The 25905-nt window shown below is 62.0% G+C and carries 26 protein-coding genes and 1 tRNA gene; 16 read left to right on the forward strand and 11 right to left on the reverse strand.

The genetic code is table 11. The annotated features are described in order from the left end of the window. Positions 1-52: 52 nt before the first annotated feature. A complete protein-coding gene (gene trmFO, locus ACS0VV_RS06230; protein WP_483531862.1) occupies positions 53-1417 on the forward strand; it encodes a methylenetetrahydrofolate--tRNA-(uracil(54)-C(5))-methyltransferase (FADH(2)-oxidizing) TrmFO in 1365 nt (454 codons plus the stop codon). On the opposite strand, the gene ACS0VV_RS06235 is transcribed toward trmFO, so the two are convergent. Continuing rightward, on the reverse strand, positions 1414-1875 hold the full coding sequence (locus ACS0VV_RS06235; RefSeq protein ID WP_483531863.1) for an EF-hand domain-containing protein: 462 nt from the start codon (positions 1873-1875) through the stop codon (positions 1414-1416). The genes trmFO and ACS0VV_RS06235 overlap by 4 nt on opposite strands. Positions 1876-1904: 29 nt before the next feature. After that, the gene (locus ACS0VV_RS06240) at positions 1905-2561 is read right to left on the reverse strand and encodes a hypothetical protein (RefSeq protein WP_483531864.1); all 657 of its coding nucleotides are present in this window, start codon (positions 2559-2561) and stop codon (positions 1905-1907) included. Between the two features lie 166 nt (positions 2562-2727). On the opposite strand from ACS0VV_RS06240, the gene ACS0VV_RS06245 reads away from it, so the two are divergent. The 6 genes from ACS0VV_RS06245 to ACS0VV_RS06270 all read left to right on the forward strand — a co-directional run bounded on the left by ACS0VV_RS06245 (position 2728) and on the right by ACS0VV_RS06270 (position 8676). Further along, complete coding sequence (locus ACS0VV_RS06245; protein ID WP_483531865.1) at positions 2728-4347, forward strand: Tad domain-containing protein; 1620 nt, start codon at positions 2728-2730, stop codon at positions 4345-4347. Positions 4348-4407: 60 nt separating this feature from the next. After that, positions 4408-4923, forward strand: coding sequence for a TadE/TadG family type IV pilus assembly protein (locus tag ACS0VV_RS06250; RefSeq protein ID WP_483531866.1), 516 nt, complete (start codon positions 4408-4410; stop codon positions 4921-4923). Beyond that, positions 4920-5357 carry a TadE/TadG family type IV pilus assembly protein gene (locus ACS0VV_RS06255; protein ID WP_483531867.1) on the forward strand — a complete coding sequence of 146 codons (438 nt, stop codon included), beginning with the start codon at positions 4920-4922 and terminating at the stop codon, positions 5355-5357. The genes ACS0VV_RS06250 and ACS0VV_RS06255 overlap by 4 nt, the downstream gene beginning before the upstream one ends. A gap of 99 nt (positions 5358-5456) precedes the next feature. Then, positions 5457-7385: a TadE/TadG family type IV pilus assembly protein gene (locus tag ACS0VV_RS06260; protein ID WP_483531868.1), complete on the forward strand. Its 1929-nt coding sequence runs from the start codon at positions 5457-5459 to the stop codon at positions 7383-7385. Then, positions 7385-7978, forward strand: coding sequence for a TadE/TadG family type IV pilus assembly protein (locus ACS0VV_RS06265; RefSeq protein WP_483531869.1), 594 nt, complete (start codon positions 7385-7387; stop codon positions 7976-7978). The genes ACS0VV_RS06260 and ACS0VV_RS06265 overlap by 1 nt, the downstream gene beginning before the upstream one ends. Then, complete coding sequence (locus ACS0VV_RS06270; RefSeq protein WP_483531870.1) at positions 7975-8676, forward strand: TadE/TadG family type IV pilus assembly protein; 702 nt, start codon at positions 7975-7977, stop codon at positions 8674-8676. Before ACS0VV_RS06265 ends, ACS0VV_RS06270 begins: the two co-directional genes overlap by 4 nt. Before the next feature lie 77 nt (positions 8677-8753). Here the strand turns inward: ACS0VV_RS06270 and ACS0VV_RS06275 are convergent, their stop codons facing one another. From ACS0VV_RS06275 to ACS0VV_RS06285, 3 genes are all read right to left on the reverse strand, one after another. Then, positions 8754-10118, reverse strand: a complete 1365-nt coding sequence (locus ACS0VV_RS06275) for a pyruvate dehydrogenase complex E1 component subunit beta (protein WP_483531871.1) — start codon at positions 10116-10118, stop codon at positions 8754-8756. Positions 10119-10121: 3 nt separating this feature from the next. After that, on the reverse strand, positions 10122-11225 hold the full coding sequence (gene pdhA / locus ACS0VV_RS06280; protein ID WP_483531872.1) for a pyruvate dehydrogenase (acetyl-transferring) E1 component subunit alpha: 1104 nt from the start codon (positions 11223-11225) through the stop codon (positions 10122-10124). A 152-nt stretch (positions 11226-11377) separates the two neighbouring features. Then, complete coding sequence (locus tag ACS0VV_RS06285) at positions 11378-11698, reverse strand: FtsB family cell division protein (protein WP_483531873.1); 321 nt, start codon at positions 11696-11698, stop codon at positions 11378-11380. A 120-nt stretch (positions 11699-11818) separates the two neighbouring features. Here ACS0VV_RS06285 and hppD point away from each other — a divergent pair, with 120 nt between their 5' ends. Then, positions 11819-12922, forward strand: coding sequence for a 4-hydroxyphenylpyruvate dioxygenase (gene hppD / locus ACS0VV_RS06290; RefSeq protein ID WP_483531874.1), 1104 nt, complete (start codon positions 11819-11821; stop codon positions 12920-12922). Between the two features lie 169 nt (positions 12923-13091). Further along, positions 13092-13168, forward strand: a tRNA-Arg gene (locus ACS0VV_RS06295). A gap of 12 nt (positions 13169-13180) precedes the next feature. Here ACS0VV_RS06295 and ACS0VV_RS06300 read toward each other — a convergent pair. The 3 genes from ACS0VV_RS06300 to grxC are packed head-to-tail and all read right to left on the reverse strand — an operon-like array spanning position 13181 to position 14738. Then, positions 13181-13654, reverse strand: a complete 474-nt coding sequence (locus ACS0VV_RS06300; protein WP_483531875.1) for a DUF1178 family protein — start codon at positions 13652-13654, stop codon at positions 13181-13183. Next, the gene (locus tag ACS0VV_RS06305) at positions 13651-14475 is read right to left on the reverse strand and encodes a carbon-nitrogen hydrolase family protein (RefSeq protein ID WP_483531876.1); all 825 of its coding nucleotides are present in this window, start codon (positions 14473-14475) and stop codon (positions 13651-13653) included. The genes ACS0VV_RS06300 and ACS0VV_RS06305 overlap by 4 nt, the downstream gene beginning before the upstream one ends. Then, positions 14475-14738 (reverse strand): glutaredoxin 3, encoded by a 264-nt coding sequence (gene grxC, locus ACS0VV_RS06310; RefSeq protein ID WP_483533506.1) that lies wholly within the window; start codon positions 14736-14738, stop codon positions 14475-14477. The genes ACS0VV_RS06305 and grxC overlap by 1 nt, the downstream gene beginning before the upstream one ends. A gap of 130 nt (positions 14739-14868) precedes the next feature. On the opposite strand from grxC, the gene ACS0VV_RS06315 reads away from it, so the two are divergent. Continuing rightward, positions 14869-15342: an Hsp20 family protein gene (locus ACS0VV_RS06315; protein ID WP_483531877.1), complete on the forward strand. Its 474-nt coding sequence runs from the start codon at positions 14869-14871 to the stop codon at positions 15340-15342. 366 nt (positions 15343-15708) lie between these two features. Here ACS0VV_RS06315 and ACS0VV_RS06320 read toward each other — a convergent pair whose 3' ends face one another. From ACS0VV_RS06320 to tpiA, 3 genes are all read right to left on the reverse strand, one after another. Further along, positions 15709-17346, reverse strand: a complete 1638-nt coding sequence (locus tag ACS0VV_RS06320) for a CTP synthase (RefSeq protein ID WP_483531878.1) — start codon at positions 17344-17346, stop codon at positions 15709-15711. A gap of 100 nt (positions 17347-17446) precedes the next feature. After that, positions 17447-17830: a preprotein translocase subunit SecG gene (gene secG / locus ACS0VV_RS06325; protein ID WP_483533507.1), complete on the reverse strand. Its 384-nt coding sequence runs from the start codon at positions 17828-17830 to the stop codon at positions 17447-17449. Positions 17831-17940: 110 nt separating this feature from the next. Beyond that, complete coding sequence (gene tpiA, locus ACS0VV_RS06330; protein WP_483531879.1) at positions 17941-18699, reverse strand: triose-phosphate isomerase; 759 nt, start codon at positions 18697-18699, stop codon at positions 17941-17943. Positions 18700-18968: 269 nt separating this feature from the next. Between tpiA and ACS0VV_RS06335 the strand changes: the two genes are divergently transcribed. The 6 genes from ACS0VV_RS06335 (at position 18969) to trpC (ending at position 25857) form a co-directional block, all read left to right on the forward strand. After that, positions 18969-20897, forward strand: a complete 1929-nt coding sequence (locus ACS0VV_RS06335) for a peptidylprolyl isomerase (protein WP_483531880.1) — start codon at positions 18969-18971, stop codon at positions 20895-20897. 12 nt (positions 20898-20909) lie between these two features. Further along, the gene (gene trpE / locus ACS0VV_RS06340) at positions 20910-22421 is read left to right on the forward strand and encodes an anthranilate synthase component I (protein ID WP_483533508.1); all 1512 of its coding nucleotides are present in this window, start codon (positions 20910-20912) and stop codon (positions 22419-22421) included. Then, positions 22418-23209 (forward strand): phosphodiester glycosidase family protein, encoded by a 792-nt coding sequence (locus ACS0VV_RS06345; RefSeq protein ID WP_483531881.1) that lies wholly within the window; start codon positions 22418-22420, stop codon positions 23207-23209. The genes trpE and ACS0VV_RS06345 overlap by 4 nt, the downstream gene beginning before the upstream one ends. Continuing rightward, the gene (locus ACS0VV_RS06350; protein ID WP_483531882.1) at positions 23206-23811 is read left to right on the forward strand and encodes an anthranilate synthase component II; all 606 of its coding nucleotides are present in this window, start codon (positions 23206-23208) and stop codon (positions 23809-23811) included. The genes ACS0VV_RS06345 and ACS0VV_RS06350 overlap by 4 nt, the downstream gene beginning before the upstream one ends. Next, complete coding sequence (gene trpD / locus ACS0VV_RS06355; RefSeq protein ID WP_483531883.1) at positions 23808-24803, forward strand: anthranilate phosphoribosyltransferase; 996 nt, start codon at positions 23808-23810, stop codon at positions 24801-24803. Before ACS0VV_RS06350 ends, trpD begins: the two co-directional genes overlap by 4 nt. A gap of 265 nt (positions 24804-25068) precedes the next feature. Then, positions 25069-25857, forward strand: coding sequence for an indole-3-glycerol phosphate synthase TrpC (gene trpC / locus ACS0VV_RS06360; protein WP_483531884.1), 789 nt, complete (start codon positions 25069-25071; stop codon positions 25855-25857). Positions 25858-25905 lie beyond the last annotated feature (48 nt).

Below are 25905 nucleotides of genomic sequence, written 5' to 3' on the forward strand. Positions count from 1 at the left end.
CCGCGCAAGGGCCGATTGCGCCAGCGGGCAAAGCGACCTATCTGCGCGGGCTATGACCCATCAGGTGCACATTATCGGCGGCGGCCTCGCCGGGAGCGAGGCGGCGTGGCAGTTGGCGCAACGCGGGGTGCGTGTGCGCCTCTCCGAAATGCGCGGCGGGGGCGGCTCAACGCCCGCGCACCAAGGCGATGGCCTCGCCGAAATGGTCTGCTCCAACTCCTTCCGCAGCGATGATGACACCAAGAACGCGGTCGGCCTTTTGCACCACGAAATGCGCTGCGCCGACAGCCTCATTATGCGCGCGGGCGAGATTGCGCGCGTTCCCGCCGGAAGCGCGATGGCGGTGGACCGCGATGTCTTCAGCGCCGAGGTCGAGAAGGCTCTGGCGGCGCATGCCAATGTCGAAATCGTGCGCGAACTGGTCGAGGAATTGCCAACCGCAGGCATGACAATCGTCGCCACCGGCCCGCTCACCGCCGAGAAACTGGCGCAAAGCATTGTCAAGGCCACCGGCGAGGACCGCCTCGCCTTCTTCGATGCCATCGCCCCCATCGTCCACCGCGACAGCATCGACATGAGCAAATGCTGGATCCAGTCGCGCTGGAACAAGCGCACCGATGCCAGCAATGAAGACGGCGATTACATCAATTGCCCAATGACGAAGGAGCAGTATCTGGCTTTCCATCAGGGCCTGATGGATGCCGAGAAGGGCGAGTTCAAGGAATGGGAGAAGGACACGCCTTACTTCGACGGCTGTATGCCGATTGAAGTGATGGCGGAGCGCGGGGTGGAGACCTTGCGCTACGGCCCGATGAAAGGCGTCGGCCTCGATAATCCCTACGACACCAGCGAAGAACATCCGCAGGGCAGATGGCCCTATGCCGTGGTGCAATTGCGGCAGGACAACAAGCTCGGCACGCTGTGGAACATGGTCGGCTTCCAGACCAAGATGAAATATGCCGCGCAGGTGGAGCTGTTCCGCACGATCCCGGGGCTGGAGAACGCCGAGTTTGCTCGGCTTGGCGGGATGCACCGCAACACTTTTCTTAACTCGCCAAGCGTGCTCGACCGTCAGCTGCGGTTGAAGTCAGCGCCGCATATCCGTTTTGCCGGGCAAGTGACCGGATGCGAGGGCTATGTCGAAAGTGCAGCAGTCGGCTTGATGGCCGGGATGATGGCGGCGGCTGAGCTGGTAGGCGAAGACTGGGCGCCGCCACCCGCGACCACCGCCATGGGCGCGCTGCTCAGCCACATTACCGGCGACGCAGAGGCGGAGAGCTTCCAGCCGATGAATGTCAATTTCGGCCTCTTCCCGCCATTACACGATGTGCCCAAGAAGCAACGCAAAGAAGCCTATACCGCGCGGGCGAAGGCCGATTTCGCCGCATGGCTAAAGGGACAGCCTGTCCCGGCCTAACAGCGGCAACTCGGCGTAGACCGCGGTTCCGGCCTGCTCGTGGCGAATTCCGCCGGTGTCAGCTCGTCATTCCGGTCGGCATCCATTTCGTCGAACCGGTTGGACGTGCTGATCGCCCATTCCTCGAAAGTCAGCAGATTGTTGCCATCGGTATCGAGCCGCCGGAACGCCGCCGTACGGGTGGAGAGCATCTCGTTGCGGCTGATCTTCAGATCGCGGTTGCGGTCATAGCGGAAAAAGCGGCGCTGTTCGCGCGAGAGCTCGCTGGCTTCGGGCGGCGCGGGTCCGCGCATTCCGCTGACATCGGCTTGCGGTAGCGCGTCGGCGTCTGCCGCGATCTCCTCCTCCGGCTCGGGCGGCGGTGCGGCCTCCTCGACCTGCGCCCTGCCCTGCATCCAGAACAAAGCGATTGTGGCGAGCACCAATGCACCGAAAGCGCCGAGCAGAATGCGGTTCATCCCGAGTCTCCTTTAATCAGCAGCTTAACCTACCTGCCCAGCAATCCAACCCGCATTGCGAAAGCCATCGCGCGTGGGCCCTCCAGCAGTTCGCCCTGCCTGCGTGCGCGCGCGCGGCGGGCCAGCGCGTGAAGTACCGCCAGAGGCCGCATTTCTGCTGAAAGGCGCAAGGATGACCACGCTTCTTTCGCGGCTGCATCGTCCACCAGCGCCACCTCGCAAGGCGTTGTCAGCTTTCCACCGAGGTCGAACAGCGCAATTTCGCGCGCGGCCTGTTCCACGGTTCCATTTGCAGGGCTTGAGCCGCCTGCGTCGGCCGCCGCAGCCCACGCCTGTTCCTTGCCGCGAAGATACAGCGTGAGTTCGGGCCGTCCGAATTCCTCTGCCAGCAGGCTTTCAAAGCCATCCACCAGTGGCACCAGCCGCGTCATATCGAAGTGCAGCGGACGAAAATGCTCAAGCAAGGGTTCGCCTGCGGGCCACGCCTCGCACGGTTCAGACAGCCTTTCGCGCCACCAGGCGAGCTTGATCTGCGCGATCATCGCTTCGCCGCCCGCCGTGATGATGGAGGCCAGCCGCTGCTCTAGCACCATTAGCCCAAGGATCTCGGCACGCGAAGCGCGCGGGGCGTAGCTAAGCGCAAGCCGCTGGGGCAGCGGCAATGATTCGGTAAGCGGATCTGTCACATAAGCCGCGCACCACGGCTGTGTGGGAATATCAAGCAGAGAATCTCACCGGGCCGTTAACCGTAGCCCTTTGCCAGCCGGTTACCTTTTCCCTCCTATGGCCCTGCATTGGTCCGCGAAGTGACGAGCGGTGAGTTCTACGGAGAAGTCCGCCATGGGCGTTAAGATGACTGGATTTTTGGATCGCTTGCGCAGCTGCAACAGCGGCAGCGCCATGGGCCTTGTTGCGCTGGGTATGCCGGTGCTGGTGGGCGGTGCCGGTCTCGCAGTGGATGTTTCGCAGTGGTATGTGTGGAAGCGCGAAGTGCAGTATGCGGTGGATCAGGCCGCGATTGCCGGCGCCTATGCCTACAGCAACGAAGACATGCGCGACGATTATGTCATCCGCGCAGGTCAGGAATTTGCCGAGAACGAAGCGGTTATCGACGGCAAGACGAGCGAACCTGTGATAGGTCTTGAGGATTACAATGGCGGTACCGACAACGCCATTTCGGTCACCGCCAGCGTCACCAAAACCTTGCCGTTTACCGGCATTTTCCTGTCCACGCCTGCTTCGGTAACCGCCACGGCCTGGGCCACGTGGGAAGGCGGCAACGATCCGCAGACCAGCTGCATTATCGCTGTGGACGAGGATGCCGACGTCGCCATTACGCTGAGCGGCAGCACCAACATCCAGTCGGGTTGCGGGGTGACCGCGCTTTCGGTCTCGGCAACCTCGATCGTGCTGAACGGTGGGGGCAATGCGAACAATCTCAACAGCGCCTACACGCTTGGCTGGATTCTCTCGGGCGGCGGCGTTGATAACGGGTTGGATGCGCTCAACAATACGCCGATTACCGAGAATGTGAGCGGACTCGTCAATCCGTACGAGGATCTCGTTCCGCCGGACAACCCGACCCAGCGGACGGCACCATGCGCCAATCGGAACGCGGAAACGCCGGATGCGTCCTACACCAACAGCTACACGATTACCCGGACGACCTATTCGCGCTATTATCGCGGTGACAACAAATCCTCGATGACGCTGCGCACCAGCACTCAGGTTGGCAACAGCGCGACGCGGCAAGCCACCCTGCAGGAAACCGAAGCGGCTTCGAACCGTGAGGAGACAGTGAGCACGGTTTCAGGCACCGATACCAAGCGTGGCAGCGGTCGCAACCAGTATTGGGATCGCACCGATACGGTGACGGTTGACGCCTATGTGGTCACTGGCTCGGTCGACAACAATGGCGGTGGCACGACGACCTCGACGGTGGGCCAGCTCCTGCCGGGCACGTATCAGGGCTTCGACATCAATTGCAATGTCACGCTCTCGCCGGGCATCTATGTCATCGAAGGCGGGATGTTCGAGATCAATGCGCAGAACAGCATCACCGGCCACGGTGTCATGTTCGTGCTGAAGGATGGTGCCGGCATCAAGATCAATGGCGGCGCGGATGTCGATCTCACCGCCATGACGCAGGATCAGCTGATTGCTGCCGGGGTTGATTCCGAAGATGCCGCTGTCCTTGAAGGTATGCTGATCTTCGAGGATCCCAACTCGCCCGGCAATGATCGCAACAAGGTGAACGGCACGGCTGACCTTCTGCTGGGCGGCATTATCTACCTGCCCGCCAGCCCGCTGGAATGGACGGGTAACGCCGGGGTCTCCTCGCGCTGCCTGACGATCGCGGCGGCGACGATCAAGTTCAGCGGCAACTTCACGCTCGGCAATCTGTGCCCTCCCGGCCAGACCCACACCGCTGTCGTGACCACAAACAGCAACGCCATTCGTCTGGTCGTGTGATGGGCGGGCGGACTTAAGGCAATTGAAACCCTATCGGGATAGACCCGCTTCGTGATGATGATGTCTGACAAAATCCTTCGATGCGCATCCCCTGCCCGTTTCAGCGGCCGTGATGCGGGGCGTCCTGCACAAGGCGGAACTCTTCGCCGGCTTGGTCAGGACGAAGCCGGGGTCATCTCGGTGGAGATGGCGTTCATCATCCCGATCCTCCTCATAATGGCGCTGGGCAGCTTCGAAGTGAGTTCGATGGTCGCCCGGCAGAGCGAGTTGCAAAGCGCCGCCGCCGAAGCCGCCGCGATTGCGCGCGCTGCTTCCGATGCCGATCCGGCCACGATCGAAGAGATCATGATCGCTTCCACGGGGTTGGAAGACGACGACGTGACGATCACCGAGATCTATCGCTGCGGCACGCATTTCGAGTACACGAGCAATCCGGCTGCGGATTGCGAGGAGGACGATGTCGTGTCCACCTTTATCCAGATCCAGCTGAATGCCCGCTATGATCCGGTCTGGACGAAGTGGGGCATCGGCTCCGGCTTCGATTACAACATCAACCGGACGACGCAGATCGGATGACCGCGCGCACGCTCCTTAACCGCCTTCGCCGCGAGGAGAAGGGCGCAGCCGTGGTCGAGTTCGCGTTTCTCGCCCCCGTTCTGCTGCTGCTGGTGCTCGGCGTGTTGCAGGTCGGTCTCGGCTACCAGAGCTACAACGCGATGCGCAGCCTTTCGGCAGACGCGGCGCGCTATGCAATGGTGCAATACCAGACCGGCAATGAAGTCAGCGATACCGATATCGAAAACTGGGCGCTCGCCGAAGGTTCGGGCGCTCCCTACCTGCTCACCGCCAGCCGCCTGCAAGTTGCCGTCGATCCGGTAACCTCGCGGGTCGAAGGTGCGGACGAGTATTCCATCACGGTGACCTATACCCCGGATGGCGTGCTCGACTTTGTCAATATCAGCGCCCCCACCCTCACCTATTCGCGCCCCGTCTTCGTCATCGACGAATAGGGCTTTGCGGCGTCCTGATGGCCTGCCTGCGCGAAATCATAAAGAAATTAACCATTTCGATTGAGAGAACTCTCAGTCTTTGCGCGTAACGCGTGTCGTATGAGCCAGAAGAAATCTCTCTCGCCCGCGCCCCGCACCGGCTTTCTGTCGCGCCTTGCGCGGGACAAGAGCGGCAACGTTTTGGCGATCCTCGCCTTCGCGCTCTTTCCCATGCTGGCGCTGATCGGTGGCGGTGTCGACATGGGGCGCGGCTACCTGGCGCAAAGCCGTTTGCAGCAGGCGTGCGACGCGGCAACGCTGGCGGCGCGCAAGCGGTTGGGCACGCGCGTCGCGGTTGATGGAGCGGTTCCTACAGATGTAGCGGAAACCGGCCAGCGCTTCTTCAACCTCAACTTCCAGGATGGCGCTTACGGGACCGAGAACCGCCAGTTCACGATGGCGCTGGAGAACGATTATTCGGTCACCGGTACGGCCAGCGTGGATGTGCCGACCACGCTGATGGCGATTTTCAATTTCAATACGCTGCCGGTCTCGGTCACCTGCGGTTCGATCCAGAGCTTCAGCAATCTCGATATCATGATGGTGATCGATACCACCGGCTCGATGCGCCACACCAATGCGGGCGATACGCTTTCGCGCATTGACTCGGTGCGCGAAGTGATCCGCGGCTTCTACGCCCAGATCGAGGCATCGAAGGCTCCGGAAACGCGCATCCGCTACGGCTTTGTGCCTTACGCTACCAACGTCAATGTCGGGCATTTGCTGGACGACGATTGGGTGGTCGACAACTGGACCTACCAGAGCCGCCGCGACACCGGTATACGGCTTCCTGCCGAGGGGATCTCGTACACCTACAAGCGCGGCTGGACATATGTTTCCGGCACCCGTTCGCCCAATATCGAAGTGAGCAACTACGCCGCGACCTGGTATCCGCCGATTGGCGACCAGGCCGGATATTACCGCTGTGAAGGTGCGCAGCCGCCGAACACCCGCGTGATCAATTATGTGGTTGATGAATCCTCGAGAAGGGTAACCCTGCAGGCGAGCCCCCCGGCGATTGTGACGATCAAGGATGGCACCGCCACCAACAACGGCACACAGTATTGGACAACGCTGGATGTCGACACCTGCCGGATCTGGTCCTACACCGACACCAACTATGTCGAAACTTATGAGGAAGTTACCGTCCTCCCGTCGCTCGAACGCCCGCTTTACCAGTACCGTCCTATCTCGCGCGATGTCTCCAACTGGCGCACCGAAACCGGCGGCTGCATCGAGGAACGCGATACCTATGTGATTACCGACTACGACAATGTCGATTTCACCCGCGCGCTCGATCTCAATATCGACCTGGTGCCGACCGCCGGTAATCCTGCGACGCAATGGCGCCCGCGCTATCCCGACGATATCTTCGTGAGATCGATCCTGGACGACGGGACGGGCGACTTCACCACGAACAACGTCACCACAACGGACGAGTATGTGAACAGCGGCACATGGTGGTTCTCCGACTGTCCGCCGGCGGCACAGAAGCTGCAGGAAATGACCAGCACGGAACTCGACGCCTATCTCGATACGCTTGTTCCTTATGGCGCGACCTATCACGATATCGGCATGATCTGGGGTGGCCGCCTGATGTCACCGACCGGCCTGTTCGCCAGCGAAAACGCTGATACGGCGGCGATGCAGATGAGCCGCCACATGATCTGGCTGACCGACGGCCAGACCGAGCCTTACGACCTTGCCTATGGTGCCTATGGTGTCGACGGGCTCGACCAGCGCCGCTGGCTGCCGGGCGGCAGCGAGACCTTGGCCTCGAACATTGAATCGCGCTTTGCGGTCGCCTGCGAGCAAGTCAAAAACCGCGATATCGTGGTGTGGGTGATTGCCTTCGGCACGACGCTCAACCCGATCATGGAAGAATGCGCAGGTCCCGGCCGCTCGTTCCAGGCTGCCAACGCTGCTGAACTTAACGAAGCATTCGAGGAAATCGCCGGAGCGATGAGCGAATTGCGGGTGGCGCGGTGATGCTTGCGCGGATCAAGAGCCTGCAGGGTGACGAGCGCGGGGTAACCCTCGTCGAATTCGCGCTGATCGCGCCGGTGCTGATCGTAACGATCATGGGCGTGTTCGACTTCGCGCTCAATTTCTACATGAAATCGGTGCTGGAAGGCGCGGTGCAACGGGCTGCCCGCGATTCCACAGTAGAACAATATGCCAATTCGCCAAGCGGGCGCGATGCGCGGGTGACAGGCGCGGTGCGCAGCGTGCTGCCGAGCGCCCAGCTTACTTTTACCCGCGCTGCATACACCAATTATGCCGATGTCGGTCAGCCCGAAGAGTTTACCGACACCAATGGCGATGGCACCTGCAACAACAACGAACCCTTCGATGACATCAACAGCAACGGGGTGTGGGATCAGGACCGCGCGCTCGATGCCAGCAGCGGCGCGCGCGATGCCGTGCTCTACACGGTCGAAGTGACTTACGAGCGCAAGTTTCCGCTCGCGTCGCTGATCGGGTTTGAAGACGAGGTTTATCTGCGCGCCGCCACTGTGCTGCGAAACCAGCCATACAACACGCAGGATGTCTCCACCGCGGTAGGAAACTGCACGACATGATCGCTCCTCTACGCCACACCATGCACCGTCTGGCGCGCTCGGAATCGGGCGTGGCGATGACCGAATTTGCCCTCGCCTTCCCCTTTATGCTCGGGGTGGGCTTGCTGGGGCTGGAAACCGCCAACCGCACACTGGTGCAGATGCACATCGAGCAGCTGGCGATCCAGATTGCCGATAACGCCTCACGCATCGGTGAGGATTCGGTACTGGAAGACCGCAAGATCTACGAAAGCGACATCAACGATCTGTTCTATGGCGCACATTTGCAGAGCACGGCCAGTGTCGATCTCTACTCGCACGGGCGTGTGATCCTGAGTAGCCTGCAGGTCGTTGATGGCACCACCAGCCAGCAATACATCGCCTGGCAGCGCTGCATGGGCATGAGGAACGCAACCAGCAGCTATGGCACCGAAGGCGATGGCGAGAACGATGGCGGCATTCCCGGCATGGGGCCGCCCGGACGCGAAGTGATCGCTTTTGAAGACGATGCCGTGATGTTTGTCGAGATTTCCTACGAATACCAGCCGATCGTCGGCGATCCGCTTTCGTTCGGCAGCCACGAGATCAGATCCATCGCCAGCTTTACCGTGCGCGCCGATCGCGACCTGACGCAGATTTATCAGGTCGATCCGGCAAACCCCGCACCGGTGGCGCGGTGCGATACTTTCCAGCGATCGGGCCTCGCGCCGCCAAACTAGGGCCGACCGGATTCGGGAGACAAAAAGGGGCGCGAGTGCAATCCACTCGCGCCCCTTTTGTTGCGTTATGGCCAGAATCAGTCGGCGTAGCAGACCTTCTTGCACGCGGCGACAACGCGCGCCTTGTCGATCAGCGCCAGCTTTTCGAGATTGGCGGCATAGGGCAGCGGCACATCTTCATTGCACACGCGAAGGACGGGTGCATCGAGATGGTCGAAGCCTTCCTCGATGCAGATTGCAACAATCTCGGATGCAATCGAGCAGGTCGGCCAGCCTTCTTCGGCGATAACGACGCGGTTGGTTTTGGCGAGCGAGGTGAGCACCGCTTCCTTGTCGAGCGGGCGCAGCGTGCGCAGATCGATGACTTCGGCATCGATGCCCTGCCCTGCCAGCTCCTCTGCCGCTTCCAGCGCAATGCCCACAGCAATCGAATAGGCGACAATTGTGACGTCGGAGCCTTCGCGCATGATCCGCGCCTTGCCGATGGGCAGGACATGGTCATCAAGCTGCGCGACTTCGAAGCTCTGGCCATAGACCAGCTCGTTTTCGAGGAAGACCACCGGGTCCTCGCTGCGGATCGCGGCCTTCATCAGGCCTTTGGCGTCCTGCGCATCATAAGGCGCAATCACGATCAGGCCGGGGACGCTGGCATACCACGGGCCGTAATTCTGGCTGTGCTGCGCGCCGACGCGGCTCGCCGCGCCATTGGGGCCGCGGAACACGACCGGACAGCGCATCTGCCCGCCCGACATATAGTTCGTCTTGGCCGCCGAGTTGATGATGTGGTCAATCGCCTGCATGGCGAAGTTGAAGGTCATGAACTCGACAATCGGGCGCAGACCGCCCATCGCCGCGCCGGTGCCGATACCGGCAAAGCCGTATTCGGTGATCGGCGTGTCGATCACGCGCTTCGGCCCGAATTCGTCGAGGAGGCCTTGCGTGACCTTGTAGGCACCCTGATACTCGGCAACTTCTTCACCCATCACGAACACGCGCGGATCGCGGCGCATTTCTTCTGCCATGCCATCACGCAAGGCTTCCCGCACGGTGAGCTTGATCATATTGGTGCCGGCGGGAATTTCCGGGTCGGCGGGACGCTCTTTGGCCTCGGGCTTGGCAGCTTCGGCCGCAGGTGCTTCTGCCGGAGCAGGTGCAACTTCCGGCGCAGCGGCGGGAGCTGCAACTGCGGAAGCGTCTTCGCCCTCGCCCGCCAGCACGGCGATAACCGTCCCAACCTTCACATTCTCGGTGCCCTCGGCAACCAGAATCGCGCCGACCGTGCCTTCGTCGATGCTCTCGAATTCCATCGTCGCCTTGTCGGTTTCAATCTCGGCGAGCACGTCACCGGCAGAGACCGTATCGCCTTCCTTCACCAGCCATTTGGCGAGCGTGCCTTCTTCCATGGTGGGCGAAAGCGCGGGCATTTTCAGTTCGATGGCCATGGATCAATACTCCTCGACCAAAACGTCGGTATACAATTCGTGTGCCTCCGGCTCGGGGCTGGTTTCGGCGAAATCGGCAGCTTCGGACACAGTGGCGCGGATGGCCTTGTCGATGTCTTTCAATGCGTCTTCGCCAATGCCTGCCTCGGCGAGGTCTTTCTTCACCCGCTCGATCGGATCGTTCTTCTCGCGCTGGTCCTGCACTTCTTCGCGCGTGCGATACTTTGCAGGGTCGGACATGGAGTGGCCGCGATAGCGATAGGTTTCGCATTCCATCAGCACCGGCCCATTGCCATCGCGCACGTGCTTGAAGGCGATTTCGGCAGCCTGGCGCACTTCGAGCACATCCATGCCGTTCACTTTCATGCCCGGAATTCGGAAGGCTGCGCCGCGGCGGTAGAATTCGGTTTCAGCCGAGGAACGCCGCACGGCGGTACCCATGGCGTACTGGTTGTTTTCGACCACGAACACGATGGGCAGCTTCCACAGCGCCGCCATATTCATCGTTTCATAGACCTGGCCCTGGTTCGCTGCACCGTCACCGAAATAGGCGAGGCACAGGCCGCCATCCTCATTGTACTGGTGCGCCATGGCGAGCCCGCCGCCGAGCGATACCTGCGCGCCGACAATGCCGTGGCCGCCGTAGAATTTGTGCTCGGTGCTGAACATATGCATCGAGCCGCCCTTGCCCTTGGAGATACCCGCAGCGCGGCCGGTCAGTTCGGCCATGATGACATTGGGATCGATGCCATAGGCGAGCATATGGCCATGGTCGCGGTAACCAGTGATGACGCTGTCGACATCATTGTTGAGCGCCGATTGCAGGCCGATGGCGACCGCTTCCTGACCGATATACAGGTGGCAGAACCCGCCGATCAGGCCGAGCCCGTAAAGCTGTCCGGCCTTTTCCTCGAACCGGCGGATCAGCAGCATCTGTTCATAGAAGTGCTGGAGTTGTTCCTTGCTGGCCTTGTAGCGCTTCTGCTTCTCCAGCTCCTGCTGCAAACTCTTCAGCGCGAAGCTGTCATCATCTGCGGCGGTCGCGCTGGTTTTCGTCGATTGGGCCGGCGTTTTGCCGCCGGATTTGGACGTGGAGGCTTTGGCCAAGAGGTGTCCCCTGATTCCCGGTGTGGTGTGTTCGCTGGTGCGTCAATTGCACCATCGTCTATAGGCAGGGTTTGATTTGGCTGGCAACGCTGCGCATACGAATTTTGCCGCAGCGGCGCGATTGCTTTGATTGGTTTACCGATTTGGTGAAATCAGTCGAGCGCATCCAGCTCGACAATTACCTCGTCCTTATGCGCCACGCCGAGCGTTTCACGCACCAGTTCCGACCCGAGATCGGGGTCGACATTGTCCGGATCGAGCAGCTCGACACGATTCGCCAAGACTGCGCGCTCTTCCTCCAACACGGTGATACGCGCCTGATGCGCCTGCAACTGCGCGGCGTTTTCCCGCCACGCAAGAAACCCGTTGGGGCCGACCAGCGCCAGCAGGCCGATAATGATGAGCACGAACAGCGCCAACGCATTGCCGAGCTTCTCGCGCACCATTTCCCGCTTTGTCGGCACCGTGTTCATGCGTTGCTTGAATCACAACTTCCCCGTCTGTTCAAGCAAATTGGCAAATTTCTCCGTGTAATGCGCTCACGGCAAGGTGATTGCTTGCGCGAATCCGTCAAACAAGTTACATATGAAACCATGACTGACCTCTTCGAAAACCCGATTGGCCTTGATGGCTTTGAATTTGTCGAATTCTGCGCGCCGGAAAAGGGCATGATCGAACCCGTGTTCGAGACGATGGGCTTTACCCATGTTGCCAATCACCGTTCAAAGGACGTGCAGCTGTGGCGGCAGGGGCAGATCAATCTCATTCTCAATTACGAACCGCGCAGCGCCGCATGGTTCTTCGCCCGCGAACACGGCCCCTCGGCTTGCGGCATGGGCTTCCGAGTGAAGAACGCAGCAAAGGCCTATGAAGAGCTGATCGCGCGCGGGGCGGAGCCGGTCGAAGTCACCACCGGCCCGATGGAACTGCGCATCCCCGCCATTCGCGGCATCGGTGGTGCGATCGTCTATCTGATTGACCGCTATGCGGACGCAGAAGGCAACGGCCTCTCTATCTACGACATCGATTTCGAATATCGCGACGGTGTGGAAAAATGGCCCGAGGGCGCGGGCTTCGACGTGATCGATCACCTGACGCACAATGTCTACACCGGCCGCATGGCCTATTGGGCGGACTATTACGAAACGTTGTTCAACTTCCGCGAAATCCGTTTCTTCGACATCAAGGGCGAATATACCGGCCTCACATCCAAGGCGCTGACCGCGCCCGATGGCAAGATCCGCATCCCGCTCAACGAAGAAGGCGAAGGCGGCAAGGGCCAGATCGAGGAATTCCTGCGCCAGTTCAACGGCGAAGGCATCCAGCATATCGCGCTGATCTGTGATGATCTGGTGGCCGCGTGGGATCGCCTGAAGAAGCTGGGCGTGCCCTTTATGACCGCCCCGCCCGCTACCTATTACGAGATGCTCGACGAGCGCCTGCCAGGCCATGGCGAGCCGGTCGATGAGCTCAAAATGCGCGGCATTCTTCTCGACGGGACGACCGAAGGGGGCAGCCCGCGCCTGCTGCTGCAGATCTTCGCCGAACCGCGCGTCGGCCCGGTGTTCTTCGAATTCATCCAGCGCAAAGGCGATGACGGCTTTGGCGAAGGGAACTTCAAAGCGCTGTTCGAAAGCATTGAACGCGACCAGGTGAAGCGCGGTGTCTTGAGGGTTGAAGCGGAACCGGCGGAGTAAGTTCGCAGAAACCCCAATAATCCGTTCGTCCTGAGCTTGTCGAAGGACTGCTTTCTTTGATCCAACGCTAAGCGCAAAAGGAGAAGTGCAGCCCTTCGACAAGCTCAGGGCAGTCGGGTTTGGGAGTGGCTTGCCAGCAATTTCAAGGCACCGTAAGGGCGCAAGTGGCGCGCCCGTAGCTCAGTCGGATAGAGCATCGGATTCCTAATCCGGGGGCCACAGGTTCGAATCCTGTCGGGCGCACCAATTCCCCCGAAATCAATTCAGTTTGTCGGGCGGAGCAACCGGAAACGGTAGCGGCGCCACCGGCACGCCTTCCTCCAGCAAAGCCTTCGCCTCTTCGGGGCTCGCCTCGCCATGGATCGGGGCGTGGGCCTGTTCGCCATAATGCATCGCCCGCGATTCCTCGGCGAATTTGCGGCCGACCCATGTACTGTCCTTGAGCGCCTTGGCCTGCGCCTCTGCCAGTTTCTCCATCGCTTGTGCGACTTCAGGAGGCAGGGGCGCGTTGGCAACCGGAGCCACCGCTTCGCTCGCGGCCACGGGTTTCGGCGCAAGCTGGTTGCCTTTCTTGCCGACCGCCGGCGCCATGGGTGCCTTGTCGACCTTCGCCGAGCCGCAAACCGGGCAGCCGAGCTTCCCGCTCTCGCGTTGCTGCGCGAAGTCGTCGGACGAGCCGAACCAGCCTTCGAAACGATGGCCCACGTCACAGGAGAGGTCGAACACGATCATGGCAGCGGCGATCTAGGGATTTCGCGTTTGTTGGCAAGACTGGGAATTTGGCGGCGCACCTCGTCAATGCGCGACAGGTCGATATCGCAAAAGCCCAGCCCCGGCCCTTCCCCGCCCATATCGAGCAGCACTTCGCCCCACGGATCGACGACCAGCGAATGGCCGTAAGTCTCGCGCCCGTCCTCATGCTTGCCGACCTGCGCAGCGCCAATGATGAAAGCGGTCGCTTCGATGGCGCGGGCGCGAAGGAGTGTGTGCCAGTGCGCTTTGCCGGTGGGCACGGTGAAAGCGGCGGGCACCGCGATGGCATCGCAGCGGCGGCGGCCGAGCTCGTCCCACAGCGCGGGGAAGCGGACATCGTAGCAGGTTGTGAGGCCCAGCAAGCCGACGGGTGAGTTGACGGTGACAACCTCTTCGCCTGCCACATAGGCATTGCTTTCGCGCCAACTCTCGCCGCTTTCCAGATCGACATCGAACATATGGATCTTGTCATAGCGGGCGGCGACGGCTCCGTTTGCGTCGATCAACAGGCTGCGGTTCGCCCAGCCCCCGTCCTCACGTAGAACCGGCAAGCCTAGCGTGACCGCAATTCCATGCTCCGCCGCCGCTTCGCGCACGCTTGCGACCAGAGCGCTTGCTTCCTCGGCTGTGATGTTCGCGCTGGCACGATCTCGTTTTCGGTCGAGCAGCCCGGCCATTTCGGGGGTGAAGAGCATCCCGGCCCCCTGCCCCGCCGCCTGCGCAATGGCGTCGCAGATGACCGCCGCGTTGGCATCGGGGCTCACGCCCGAATTCATCTGCAGGAGCGCGATTTTCGGCATTACAGGCCCAGCAACGCGTCCAGCTTGCCTTCGCGTTCCAGCGCGGCAAGATCGTCCGATCCGCCGACCGGTGTATCATCGATAAAGATCTGCGGCACCGTCATAGCATCGGGCTTGCGCGCCATCATCTCGTCACGCTTGGCGCCGCCCATGGTGATGTCATACTCGACGTAATCAACGCCCTTGCTATCGAGCAATCGCTTGGCGCGCATACAGAAGCCGCACCATGCCTTTGTGTAGATTTCGACCTTTGCTTCGCTCACCGCTTCGCTCGCTTTCCCATCGCCAGCCAGCACACTTGAATCCGTGCCACACCAGCCTATCTCTTCCATCGCGGGTGCCGCTTACGGGCCCGCATTTATGTCCAAATTGCTCAAAAGAGGATTTGTTGCAATGAACCGTTTTGATTTGACCCCCTATCGCCGTTCTACCGTTGGCTTCGACCGTCTGTTTGACCTGCTCGAGAACAATGCGCGCAATGCGGGCGATAACTACCCCCCTTTCAATATCGAGCGCCGCCACGAAGATGCCTATCGCATCACCATTGCCGTGGCCGGTTTCCGCCCGCGCGATCTCGACATCACCGCCCAGCAGAACCTGCTCACCGTGATCGGCAAGAAGCGCGACGAGGCCACCGATGGCGGCGAAATGCTCCATGTCGGCATCGCCAATCGCGGGTTTGAGCGCCGCTTCGAACTGGCCGATTATGTCCGCGTCGAGAACGCCGATCTGCAAGATGGCCTGCTGGTGATCGATCTGGTGCGCGAAGTGCCCGAGGCGATGAAGCCCAAGAAAATTGCGATTGGCGGCAACACGCTGGAAATTGTCGACGGCGACAAGAAGGACAGCGACCAGGCCGCTGCCTGACGCCGGAAAATCCTGCCTCAGGATGAAACTATGGGGGCGGGTCCGCTAAAACCCGCCCCCTCGACGTTTGTAACGCCGACTCGCGCGGGAAACGGGCTATCCGGGTCGCAAGAGACAGCCTATTTCCCACCGCAAGACCACGCCGTCGCCGCTTGAAAAGCCTTTGCTTTTCCGCGCACGGCCGGTCGAATCCGGTTGTTCAAACTGACGCAGAAATTACGCGGCATCCCTCCCCTTCCCTCAAAGGTGAGAATGCGGCTTCCCCCACACAGCCTGTTCTCGTTTGTTACTATTTCGCAGGTGCAACGCGCAAGTGATTTGTTACAAAACGGTGGCGTTTGTAATATTCATGTTAAGCATAGCGGATCACACCAGTCGTGATTGCTTCAGCGCAGCGGCGATGAAGCCCGAAAACAGCGGGTGCGGATCGAACGGGCGGCTCTTCAATTCGGGATGGAATTGCACGCCGACAAACCACGGGTGATCGGGCCGCTCGACAATCTCCGGCAATAGGCCGTCGGGCGACATTCCGGAGAAGATCAGCCCTCCAGCCTCCAGTCGTTCAATATAGGCGGAGTTGACTTCGTAGCGGTGGCGGTGGCGTTCGCTGATTTCTTCCGCGCCGCCATAAATGCCGCTGACATGGCTGTTGCCCGCCAGCTTGGCCGGATAGGCGCCCAGCCGCATTGTGCCGCCAAGGTCGGTTTCGGCAGAGCGGGTTTGCAGCCCCTCTTCGCTCATCCATTCGGTGATGATGCCGACAACCGGCTCGCTGGTTTCCCCGAATTCGGTTGAAGAAGCTGCCGTAATCCCCTGATCGCGCGCGGCTTCGATGCAGGCCATCTGCATCCCCAGGCAAATCCCGAGGAAGGGAACCTTGCGCTCGCGCGCGAAGCGGACCGATGCAATCTTGCCCTCACTGCCCCGGTCGCCAAAGCCGCCGGGCACCAGAATGCCGTGCATCGGCTCCAGCTGCGCGGCGATATCGGCGTCGTCGCCTTCGAAGATCTCCGCATCGATCCATTTGATATTGACCTTGGTGCGGTTGGCCATGCCACCGTGGATCAGCGCTTCGTTCAAGGACTTGTAGGCATCGGGCAGGCCGACATATTTGCCGACCACACCGATGGTGACTTCGCCCTCAGGATTTTCGTAGCGATCGACCACGTCTGCCCAGCGCGCCATGTCTGGCGGGTTGGAGGTGCCGAGCATACCGAAATGGCGCAGCACTTCGGTGTCCAGCCCTTCCTCGTGATATTGCTGCGGCACGGCATAGATGCTGCTGGCATCGAGCGCGGGGATCACGGACTCTTTGCGCACATTGCAGAAATTGGCGATTTTCTGCCGCTCGCTATCGGGCAGCGGGTGTTCACAGCGGCACAGCAAGACGTCTGGCTTGATGCCCAGCGCGGCAAGTTCGCGCACCGAGTGCTGGGTCGGCTTGGTCTTCAGCTCGCCCGCCGCCTTGATATAGGGCACCAGCGTTACGTGGACCGAGAGCGTTTGCCCCGGCTCCAGCTCGTTCCTGAGTTGGCGGATCGCTTCCATGAAGGGCAGGCTCTCGATGTCGCCCACCGTGCCGCCGATTTCGCACAGGATGAAATCATGATCGCCCTGATCGGCGAGCGCGAACGCCTTGATCGCATCGGTGACGTGCGGAATCACCTGCACCGTCGCGCCCAGATAATCGCCGCGCCGTTCCTTGGCGATGATGTCGCGGTAGACACGGCCCGAAGTGATATTGTCGTTTTGGTGGGCGGAGACGTTGGTGAACCGCTCATAGTGACCAAGGTCGAGATCGGTTTCCGCCCCGTCATCGGTGACGTACACTTCGCCATGCTGATACGGGCTCATCGTGCCCGGATCGACATTGAGATAAGGATCGAATTTCCGGATACGGACCTTGTAGCCACGCGCCTGCAAAAGGGCCGCCAATGAGGCTGCCATGAGACCTTTGCCAAGCGAGGAAACCACGCCGCCGGTGATGAAAATATACCGCGCCATGGGAGGAGAGCCTTAAGCCTCGTTTCGGATTCGGGGCAAGCGGATTGCAGCGGTTTTCACCGCCACAACGCGATTAATGATGGATAAGTTGGAGGAGCGCCTACTCGGCGACGTCTGCCAGCGGATCGTCTTCGGCCGGTGCAGCCTCGGCTTCACCGGTAGCCGGGGCCGGAGCGGCCTCCGCCCCCGCCGGAACAGCGGCATCGCTGGCTGCGGTCGAACGATCGAGCGTGCTTTCCAGCTCGCCGCCGCCCATGACGGTTGGCGCAAGACCCGCGAGCACGATCGCCAGCACCACGAAAATCACCGCCGACCATTTGGTCGCACGGCTGAGGAAGTTTGCTGCGCCCCGTGCCGACATAACGCCGCCCGGGCTTCCACCACCGCCAATACCAAGGCCGCCGCCTTCGGAACGCTGCATCAGCACAAGGCCAACGAGCGTGGCCGCGACAAGCCCCTGGATGACGAGGAGGAAGTTGAACAGATTAGCCATGGTTCGGTCAGTCAATCAGAAAGGGTAGTAAAACTGGGGGCGCATTTAGGCGCTGCAGCCACATACCACAAGGGGCGAGTGGCCGCGTCTCCCGTCTGCGATCAGGCCTCGTCGCGCTCGGCGGCGGCAACGATAATGCCGAGGAAGCTCTCCGCCGTCAGGCTGGCGCCGCCAACAAGCGCGCCGCCCACTTCGGCAGTGGAAAGGATCTCCGCAGCGTTGCCGGCATTCACCGAGCCGCCGTAAAGGATGCGGATCGCTTCGCCCGCTTCGCCATAGAGCGCTACCAGCTTGCCGCGAATCGCGGCGTGCATGGCGGCGATATCGTCCGGCGTTGCCGTGTTGCCCGTGCCGATGGCCCAGACAGGTTCATAGGCCACGGTGATTTTCTCCGCCGCGCCATCGCCCTCGGGCAAGGAACCCTTGAGCTGGCGCGCCACGACATCCTCGTGCTTGCCCGCCGCGCGATCCTGCTCGGTTTCGCCGACACAGACGATCACGTTCATCCCTGCGGCAATCACCGCTTCGGCCTTGGCCTTCACCAGGGCGTTGGTTTCTCCGTAGCCCGCGCGCCGCTCGCTATGGCCGACAATTGTGAAGCTGGCACCGGCATCTTTGACCATCGCGGCAGAGACGTCTCCGGTATGCGCACCGCTTTCCGCCGAATGGCAATCCTGCGCGCCGACCGCGATCAGGCCCGCTTCTTTATGAACCGCGTGAATCAGCGTGAAGGGCGGTGCGAGCGCCACTTCCACCTTGATAAGCCGTTCGGCCGCACGGTCGATCGCGCGCGCTTCGGAAAGCATCGAACGCGTGCCATGCATCTTCCAGTTGCCGACAATGAAAGGACGGGTCGTCATCAAAATTCCTGTAAATTCCGCCGGGTGCCGAAACAAGTCCCACGGGGACGCGGCGCCGCTGCGTTTCTGTCCAATGCCCGCTAATCGGGTGTAACAGGCTTGTCAAAGTGCCATTCGCATTATTTCGCCGACTGCGTGCAGCCTGTTGCGATAGGGTCGCAGGCCTTATATGGCGAGCGGCAATAACGGGCGACGCACCTGCGCTTTGCCCTGTCGTGTACCTTAGTCATTCATGGCCTGTTGGGCTCGTTCCGGATCGAAACCTTCCTATGATTTCCTTCTTTCGCAACTTCTTCCAGTCGAAAATCGGCATCGGTGTCACGCTGGGCTTTCTGGCGCTGATCGCGCTGGCCTTTGCCAGCTCCGACGTGGCGAATACGGGGATGTTCGGCGGTGTTGCCGGTGGCGACCGTGTGGCCGTGGTGGGTGAACGGACGATTTCCACATCCGATCTCAGCCAGAACGTCACCAACGCTTTCGAGCAGGCGCGCGGCCAGAACCCCACCTTGTCGCTCCAGGCCTTTATCGAACAAGGCGGCTTTGACGACGTTCTCGAACAAGTGCTCAGCCGCAATGCATTGGCCGAGTTTGCCCAGCTGATGGGGCTGCGCGCGGGAAGCAACCTGGTCAATTCGGAGATTATCAGTGGTGGCGGCTTTACCGGGCTCGACGGCGAATTCGATGCCGAGGCCTTCCGCGCCATGCTGCGCCAGCGTGGCCTGACCGAGGCGACGGTGCGCGAGGATCTGGCGCTCAGCCTGCTCGCGCGTCAGACGGTGGTGCCGATTTCCTATCAGGCGCGGATGCCGCTGGGCATGGCGCGCACCTACGCGCAGCTTCTCAACGAGACGCGCAGCGGTAGCGCCGCCGTGTTCCCCGCCAATCTGTTCGCGCCCCAAGGTGACCCGACCGACGCGCAGATTTCGGCCTTCTATGCGGAAAACCGCGCCAGCTACATCCGCCCCGAACGCCGCACCCTGCGTTACGCTGCCTTTGGCGCGGACGAAGTGGCGGCAGACCTGCCGCCGGTAACGCAGGCACAGATCGCGGCCCGGTATGAGGCCGACAGCGTCCTCTATCAGGCCAGCGAGCGGCGCAGCTTTACGCAGCTTGTGCTGCAGAGCGAAGCCGATGCGCGCGCCGTGCTGGAACAGGCCGAGGGCGGCGCGAGCCTGCAACAGATCGCGCAGCGGCGCGGCCTTGCCACCACATCGGTGGAAGATGTCGAGCAAGCCGATTTCGCCGCGACCGCTTCGCAGGCTGTGGCCAACGCTGCCTATGCGGCGGATCGGGGCGATTTTGCCGGGCCGGTGCGCGGTTCGCTTGGCTGGTATGTGCTGAGCGTTGACAATGTCACGCAAATTCCCGGCAAGACGCTGGCACAGGCGAGCGAGGAAATCCGCGAAACGCTGATGCAGGAACGCGTGCAGCAGGCGCTGGAAGAGGTGTCCGAGCGGCTCGAAGCCGAATTCGCGCGCGGCAAGACGCTGGAGCAGGCGGCCGAGGAATTGGGCATCGAACTCAGCACCACGCCGCAGCTGCTGGCCGATGGCCGGGTCTATGGCCAGCCCGCACAGGCCCCGCCGCAGCTCGCCCGCGTTGTCAGCTTTGCGTTCGAAATTGGCGAAGGCGATCCGGAAATCACCGAGCTGGTGCCGGGAGAGGCTTTCCTTATCTTCGATGTGGAATCGATTGTCCGCAGCGCCGCTCCGCCGATTGCCGAACTTCGTCCGCAATTGATCGAGGCATGGCGCCGCGAACAGGGGTTGGCAGCAGCAGGCGAAGCCGCAGCGCGCGTGCTCGCGCGGGTCGAAGGTGGAATGTCGTTGGCCCAGGCCGTGGCCGCGGAAGAGGTCGATCTGCCCAATGTGCAGTCGATCAATCTCAACCGCCGCGAGCTGGCCGAGCAAGAACGTATCACCCGCGCCACCATTCTGTTCTTCTCGATGGCAGCAGGCACCACCGAACGTGTAGCGGTGCCCGAAGCCGGCAATTGGTACGTGGTGCAACTAGACAATATCGAAACTCCCGAACTGGCGCTTGATAGCGAGGATGTGGCCAACACCGCCGCGCAATTGTCGCAGGTGATCGGCGATGAATATCTCCAGCAATTCATCAATGGCGCGGAGCGCAGCATTGCGATCGAACGCAATGATGCGGGTATCGATGCGGTCCGCACGGGCCTTATCAGCCGCTAGGGAGCAGGTTCGCTGAGCGCCGCTGTCCATCATCAGGCCGAGGCGCTTGCCGCGCTGGCGGAAGGCCGCAACACGCTCGTCTGGCGGCGCGTGGTCGCGGATACCGAAACGCCGGTGGGCGGCGCGCTCAAGCTGATCGAGGAAGGGCGCGGCGATTTTCTGCTGGAATCGGTGGAAGGCGGCGAGGTTCGCGGGCGCTATTCGCTGCTCGGTCTCGATCCCGATCTGCTGTTCCGCGCCGTGGGCGAACGCGCCGAGGTCAACCGGCAGTGGCGGCATGACCGCGAGGCGTTCGAACCGCTCCCCGCCGATGCGATGACCGAACTGCGCGCGCTGGTGAATGCCTGCCGCATCGATGTGCCCGAAGGCCTCCCGCCCGCCCTCGCCTGCCTTGTCGGTTATTTCGGATACGAGACCATCGGCCTCGTCGAAAAGCTCCCTCGCGCCCCGCAAAGCGAGCTGGCGCTGCCCGATATGCTGTTCGCCCGCCCTGCACTGGTGCTGGTGTTCGACCGGTTGACCGATGACCTTTTCCTGATCGCTCCGCTTTGGGCCGATGGTGCGGATGCGGCAGGCAAGGTAGAGCGCGCGGTCGAGCGGATCGACGAGGCGCTGCGGCGCTTGGCGGAGGCGGTTCCGGAAACGCAGCGCCTTGCCGAACTTCCCGAAGCCGCCCTCGAACCCGTGGTATCCGAAGCGAGCTACCGCGAGATGGTGCTGCGCGCGAAGGACTACATCACGGCGGGCGATATCTTCCAGGTGGTGCTCGCCCAGCGTTTCACCTGCCCGTTTCCGTTGCCGCCACTCGCGCTTTACAGGGCGCTGCGGCGGGTCAACCCCTCGCCCTTCCTCTATTTCCTCGATCTGCCCGGCTTCGCCGTGGTCGGTTCCTCGCCCGAAATCCTCGTCCGCGTGCGCGACGGCGAAGTGACCATCCGCCCAATCGCGGGAACCCGCCCGCGCGGAGCCACCGAGGCAGAGGACAAGGCGAACGAGGCGAGCCTGCTTGCCGACCCGAAGGAATGCGCCGAACACTTGATGCTGCTCGATCTCGGGCGCAACGATGTGGGCCGGGTGGCGGGTGCTGACAGCGTGGAGGTCACCGCCAGCTTCACCATCGAACGCTACAGCCATGTGATGCACATCGTCAGCAATGTCGTCGGCCAGCTGGCGGGCGACAAGGACGCGCTCGATGCGCTGTTCGCGGGCTTTCCCGCCGGAACCGTCAGCGGCGCGCCCAAGGTGCGTGCATGCGAAATCATCGCCGAATTGGAGCCGGAAACGCGCGGAGCCTATGCCGGCGGCGTCGGCTATTTCGCGCCCGATGGCTCGGTCGACAGCTGCATCGTGCTGCGCACCGCCGTGGTAAAGGACGGGGTGATGCACGTACAGGCGGGCGCGGGCGTGGTGGCGGATAGCGACCCCGCCTACGAAGCTGCCGAGTGCCGCCACAAGGCGGGCGCATTGCTCGCAGCGGCGAGCGAGGCGCTCGCCATCGCGGGCGAGCCGGAGTTCGGCCAGTGATCGACCGCGCGCTCCTGCTGATCCTGTGCTCCATACCCCTCGCTGCGTGCGAGCTGCATTTCGAGGGCGAGGTGAGCGAGGAGATGGTGTCGATCTGCGAGCCGGTGGTGTTCGAAGACACGCCCTTCACCCATTGCACCGCCGACCCTGCGCAGCACATGGTCAGCACCGACCTCGCGCCCGAAGGCGAGGATGCGCCTTACCGCTCCTTGCGCGTGTTCTCCTACGATGCCTTGGCGCAAGACGCTGCCTCGGTCGTCTTCGCCATGAACGCCGGAATGTTTGACGAGGACGGCCAGCCCATCGGCTATTACGTGGAGGAAGGCCGCCGCCTTACCGTGCTCAACCAGAACGAAGGCCCCGGCAATTTCCACCTGCTCCCCAACGGCGTGTTCTTTGGCGAGGAAGACGGCGGATGGCGCGTGCTTTCGACCGAGCGCTTTGCCGGGGAAGTCGAGAACCGCCCCTATTTCGCCACCCAGTCCGGCCCGATGCTGGTGGTGAACGGAGAGCTGCACCCGGAGATTGATCCCGACGGTACCTCCTACCGCACCCGCAACGCCGTGGGCGTCGATGCGAGCGGCCGCGCGCATTTCGTCATTAGCGAGGCTCCGGTGAGCTTCGGCAAGCTGGCCCGCTATTACCGCGACGTGCTGCGCGTGGATAACGCGCTGTTCCTCGACGGCAGTGTCTCGCAAATCTGGGACCCGGCCAATGAACGCCTAGACAATGGCCCCGAAATCGGCCCCTTGATTGTCGTGCGCAATCGGGCAGAGAGCGGCGAATGAGCGATATTCTCGTCATCGACAATTACGACAGCTTCACCTTCAACCTCGTGCATTATCTGATGCAGCTGGGCTCGGGGGTAGAAGTTGTTCGCAATGACGAGCTGACCGCTGCCGAAGCGGTTGCGCGCGGGGCGAAGGGGATTCTTATCTCGCCCGGCCCGTGCACGCCGAACGAGGCGGGGATCAGCCTTGATCTGGTGGCGGCCTGTGCGGATAGCGCCACTCCGCTGCTCGGTGTGTGTCTGGGGCACCAGTCGATCGGGCAGCATTTCGGCGGCAAAGTCGTGCGCGGCGGGTTGATGCACGGGAAGACGAGTCTGGTGACGCATGACGGGACGGGTGTATTCGCCGGCCTGCCCTCGCCCTACACCGCCACGCGCTATCATTCGCTGATTGTCGAGGACATTCCCGACTGCCTGCTGGTCAATGCAACGGCGGAGACGCCGGGGCTTGAGGGAGAGGCTGTCATGGGTTTCCGCCATGCCGAACTGCCCATTCACGGCGTGCAGTTCCACCCCGAAAGCATTGCGACCGAGCACGGCCACGCTTTGCTCGCCAATTTCCTTGCTATCTGCGGCCTGCCCGCCAAGGTGGCCGCATGAGCCGGATTTTGCCCCCCGTCGATACCCCGCTGGAAGAGGACGAGGCCGAGCGCGTCTTCGGCCTGATGCTCGACGGCGCGCCTTCGGAAGAGGAGATCGCGCAATATCTCACCGATCTGTCCGACCGTGGCGAGCGTGCAGGCGAGATCGCAGGGGCGGCGCGGGCCTTGCGCGCGCGGCTGCTCCCGATTGATGCGCCCGACAACGCCATCGACGTATGCGGCACAGGCGGCGACGGTCACCACACGCTCAATGTCAGCACGGCGGTTTCGCTTGTTGTCGCGGCCTGCGGCGTGCCGGTCGCCAAGCACGGCAATCGCGCGGCATCCAGCAAGGCAGGCGCTGCCGATACGCTGGAGGCGCTGGGGCTGGACATGGAAGCCGCCGGGCGCACGGCGGAAAAGACCCTCGCCGAAATCGGCATCTGCTTCCTCTTTGCCAAGAACCACCACCCGGCGATGGCGCGTATCCAGCCTATCCGGCAGAAACTGGGCCGCCGCACGATTTTCAACCTGATGGGGCCGCTGAGCAATCCCGCCAAGGTGCGCCGCCAGTTGATCGGGATCGCCCGCCCCGCCTATGTCCCGATCTATGCCGAGGCCATGGCGCGTCTGGGCACTGAGCGGACGTTTATCGTCTCGGGTGACGAGGGGCTCGACGAACTCAGCCTCGACGAAGGCAATGAACTGGCCGATGTGCAGGGCCGCGAAGTGCGTATGCGCCGCGTCGATGCGAGTGATGCGGGCCTGCGCCATGCGCCGGTAGAGGCCATACGCGGCGATGATGCGGCGCATAATGCGAAAGCATTGCAAGCCCTGCTGCTCGGCGCACCGGGGCCCTATCGCGATGCGGTGCTGTTCAACGCGGCAGGCGCGCTGATGGTGGCGGGCGAGGTCGAGAGTTGGACCGATGGCGTAGAGGAAGCGGCTGAGGCCATCGACAAGGGGCTGGCCAAGCAATTGCTCGAATGCTGGATTGCAGCGGCGAGGTAGTAGGGTTCACACGAAGCCCACAAAGACACGAAGAGGTCTGAAATCGCGGCGAAGCCGCAGGCTATTCGGGATCGCGCAGAGAACGCGGAGTACGAAGAGGTCATCTACGCGTTCTTTGCGAACTCTGCGTCCTCTGCGCGAAACCCTTTTGAGAACCTCCGCCTGCGGCGCAGCGGAACATCTTCGTGTCTTTGTGGGCTTCGTGTGAACCAAATAGGGCAAGCCTATCGACACGGCAGGACCCCAAAGGCATAGGCTCATCGTGATGGACAAGCTGAAAGAAATTTGCGCGACCAAGCGCGAGGAAGTCACGGCCCGCAAGGCGTTGAAACCGCTCGATGAGTGCGACCGGATTGCTGCCAAGCAGTCACCGCCGCGCGGGTTCCAAAAAGCTCTCGCTGCCAAGGCGCAAACGGGCTTTGGCCTGATTGCCGAGGTCAAGAAGGCGAGCCCTTCCAAGGGGCTCATTCGCGCAGACTTCAAACCCCACCAGCACGCGTTGGATTACGAGGCGGGCGGTGCTGCGTGTCTCTCCGTGCTCACCGACGCGCCCTATTTCCAGGGGCATGAGAGCTTCATGATGCAGGCGCGCGCAGCAACCATGCTGCCGGTCTTGCGCAAGGACTTCATGGTCGACCCTTGGCAGATCGCCGAAAGCCGGATGATCGGCGCGGATGCGATCCTGATTATCGTCGCGGCGCTCGAAGACGAACAAATGCGCGAAATCGAGGCAGCCGCGCTCGAACGCGGTATGGATGTGCTGATCGAAGTGCATGACGAGGCGGAGATGGAGCGCGCCGCGAAACACCTCACCTCGCGCCTGATCGGCGTCAACAACCGCGATCTGCGCACCTTCACCACCGATCTGGCGACCACGGAGCGGCTTGCTCCGCTCGCACCCGAGGGCAGCCTGCTGGTCGGCGAAAGCGGCATCAACAGCCATACTGATTGCCAGCGCCTTGCGGAAGCCGGAGTACGCTGCTTCCTTGTCGGCGAAAGCCTGATGCGGCAGGAGGATGTGGTCGCCGCGACCCGGTCCTTGCTCGGCGACTAGATTTTACAAGCTCTTGCCCGCTGTCATACATTGGCAACGCGCTGCGCC

This window comes from Aurantiacibacter sp. KMU-128 (assembly GCF_056933515.1).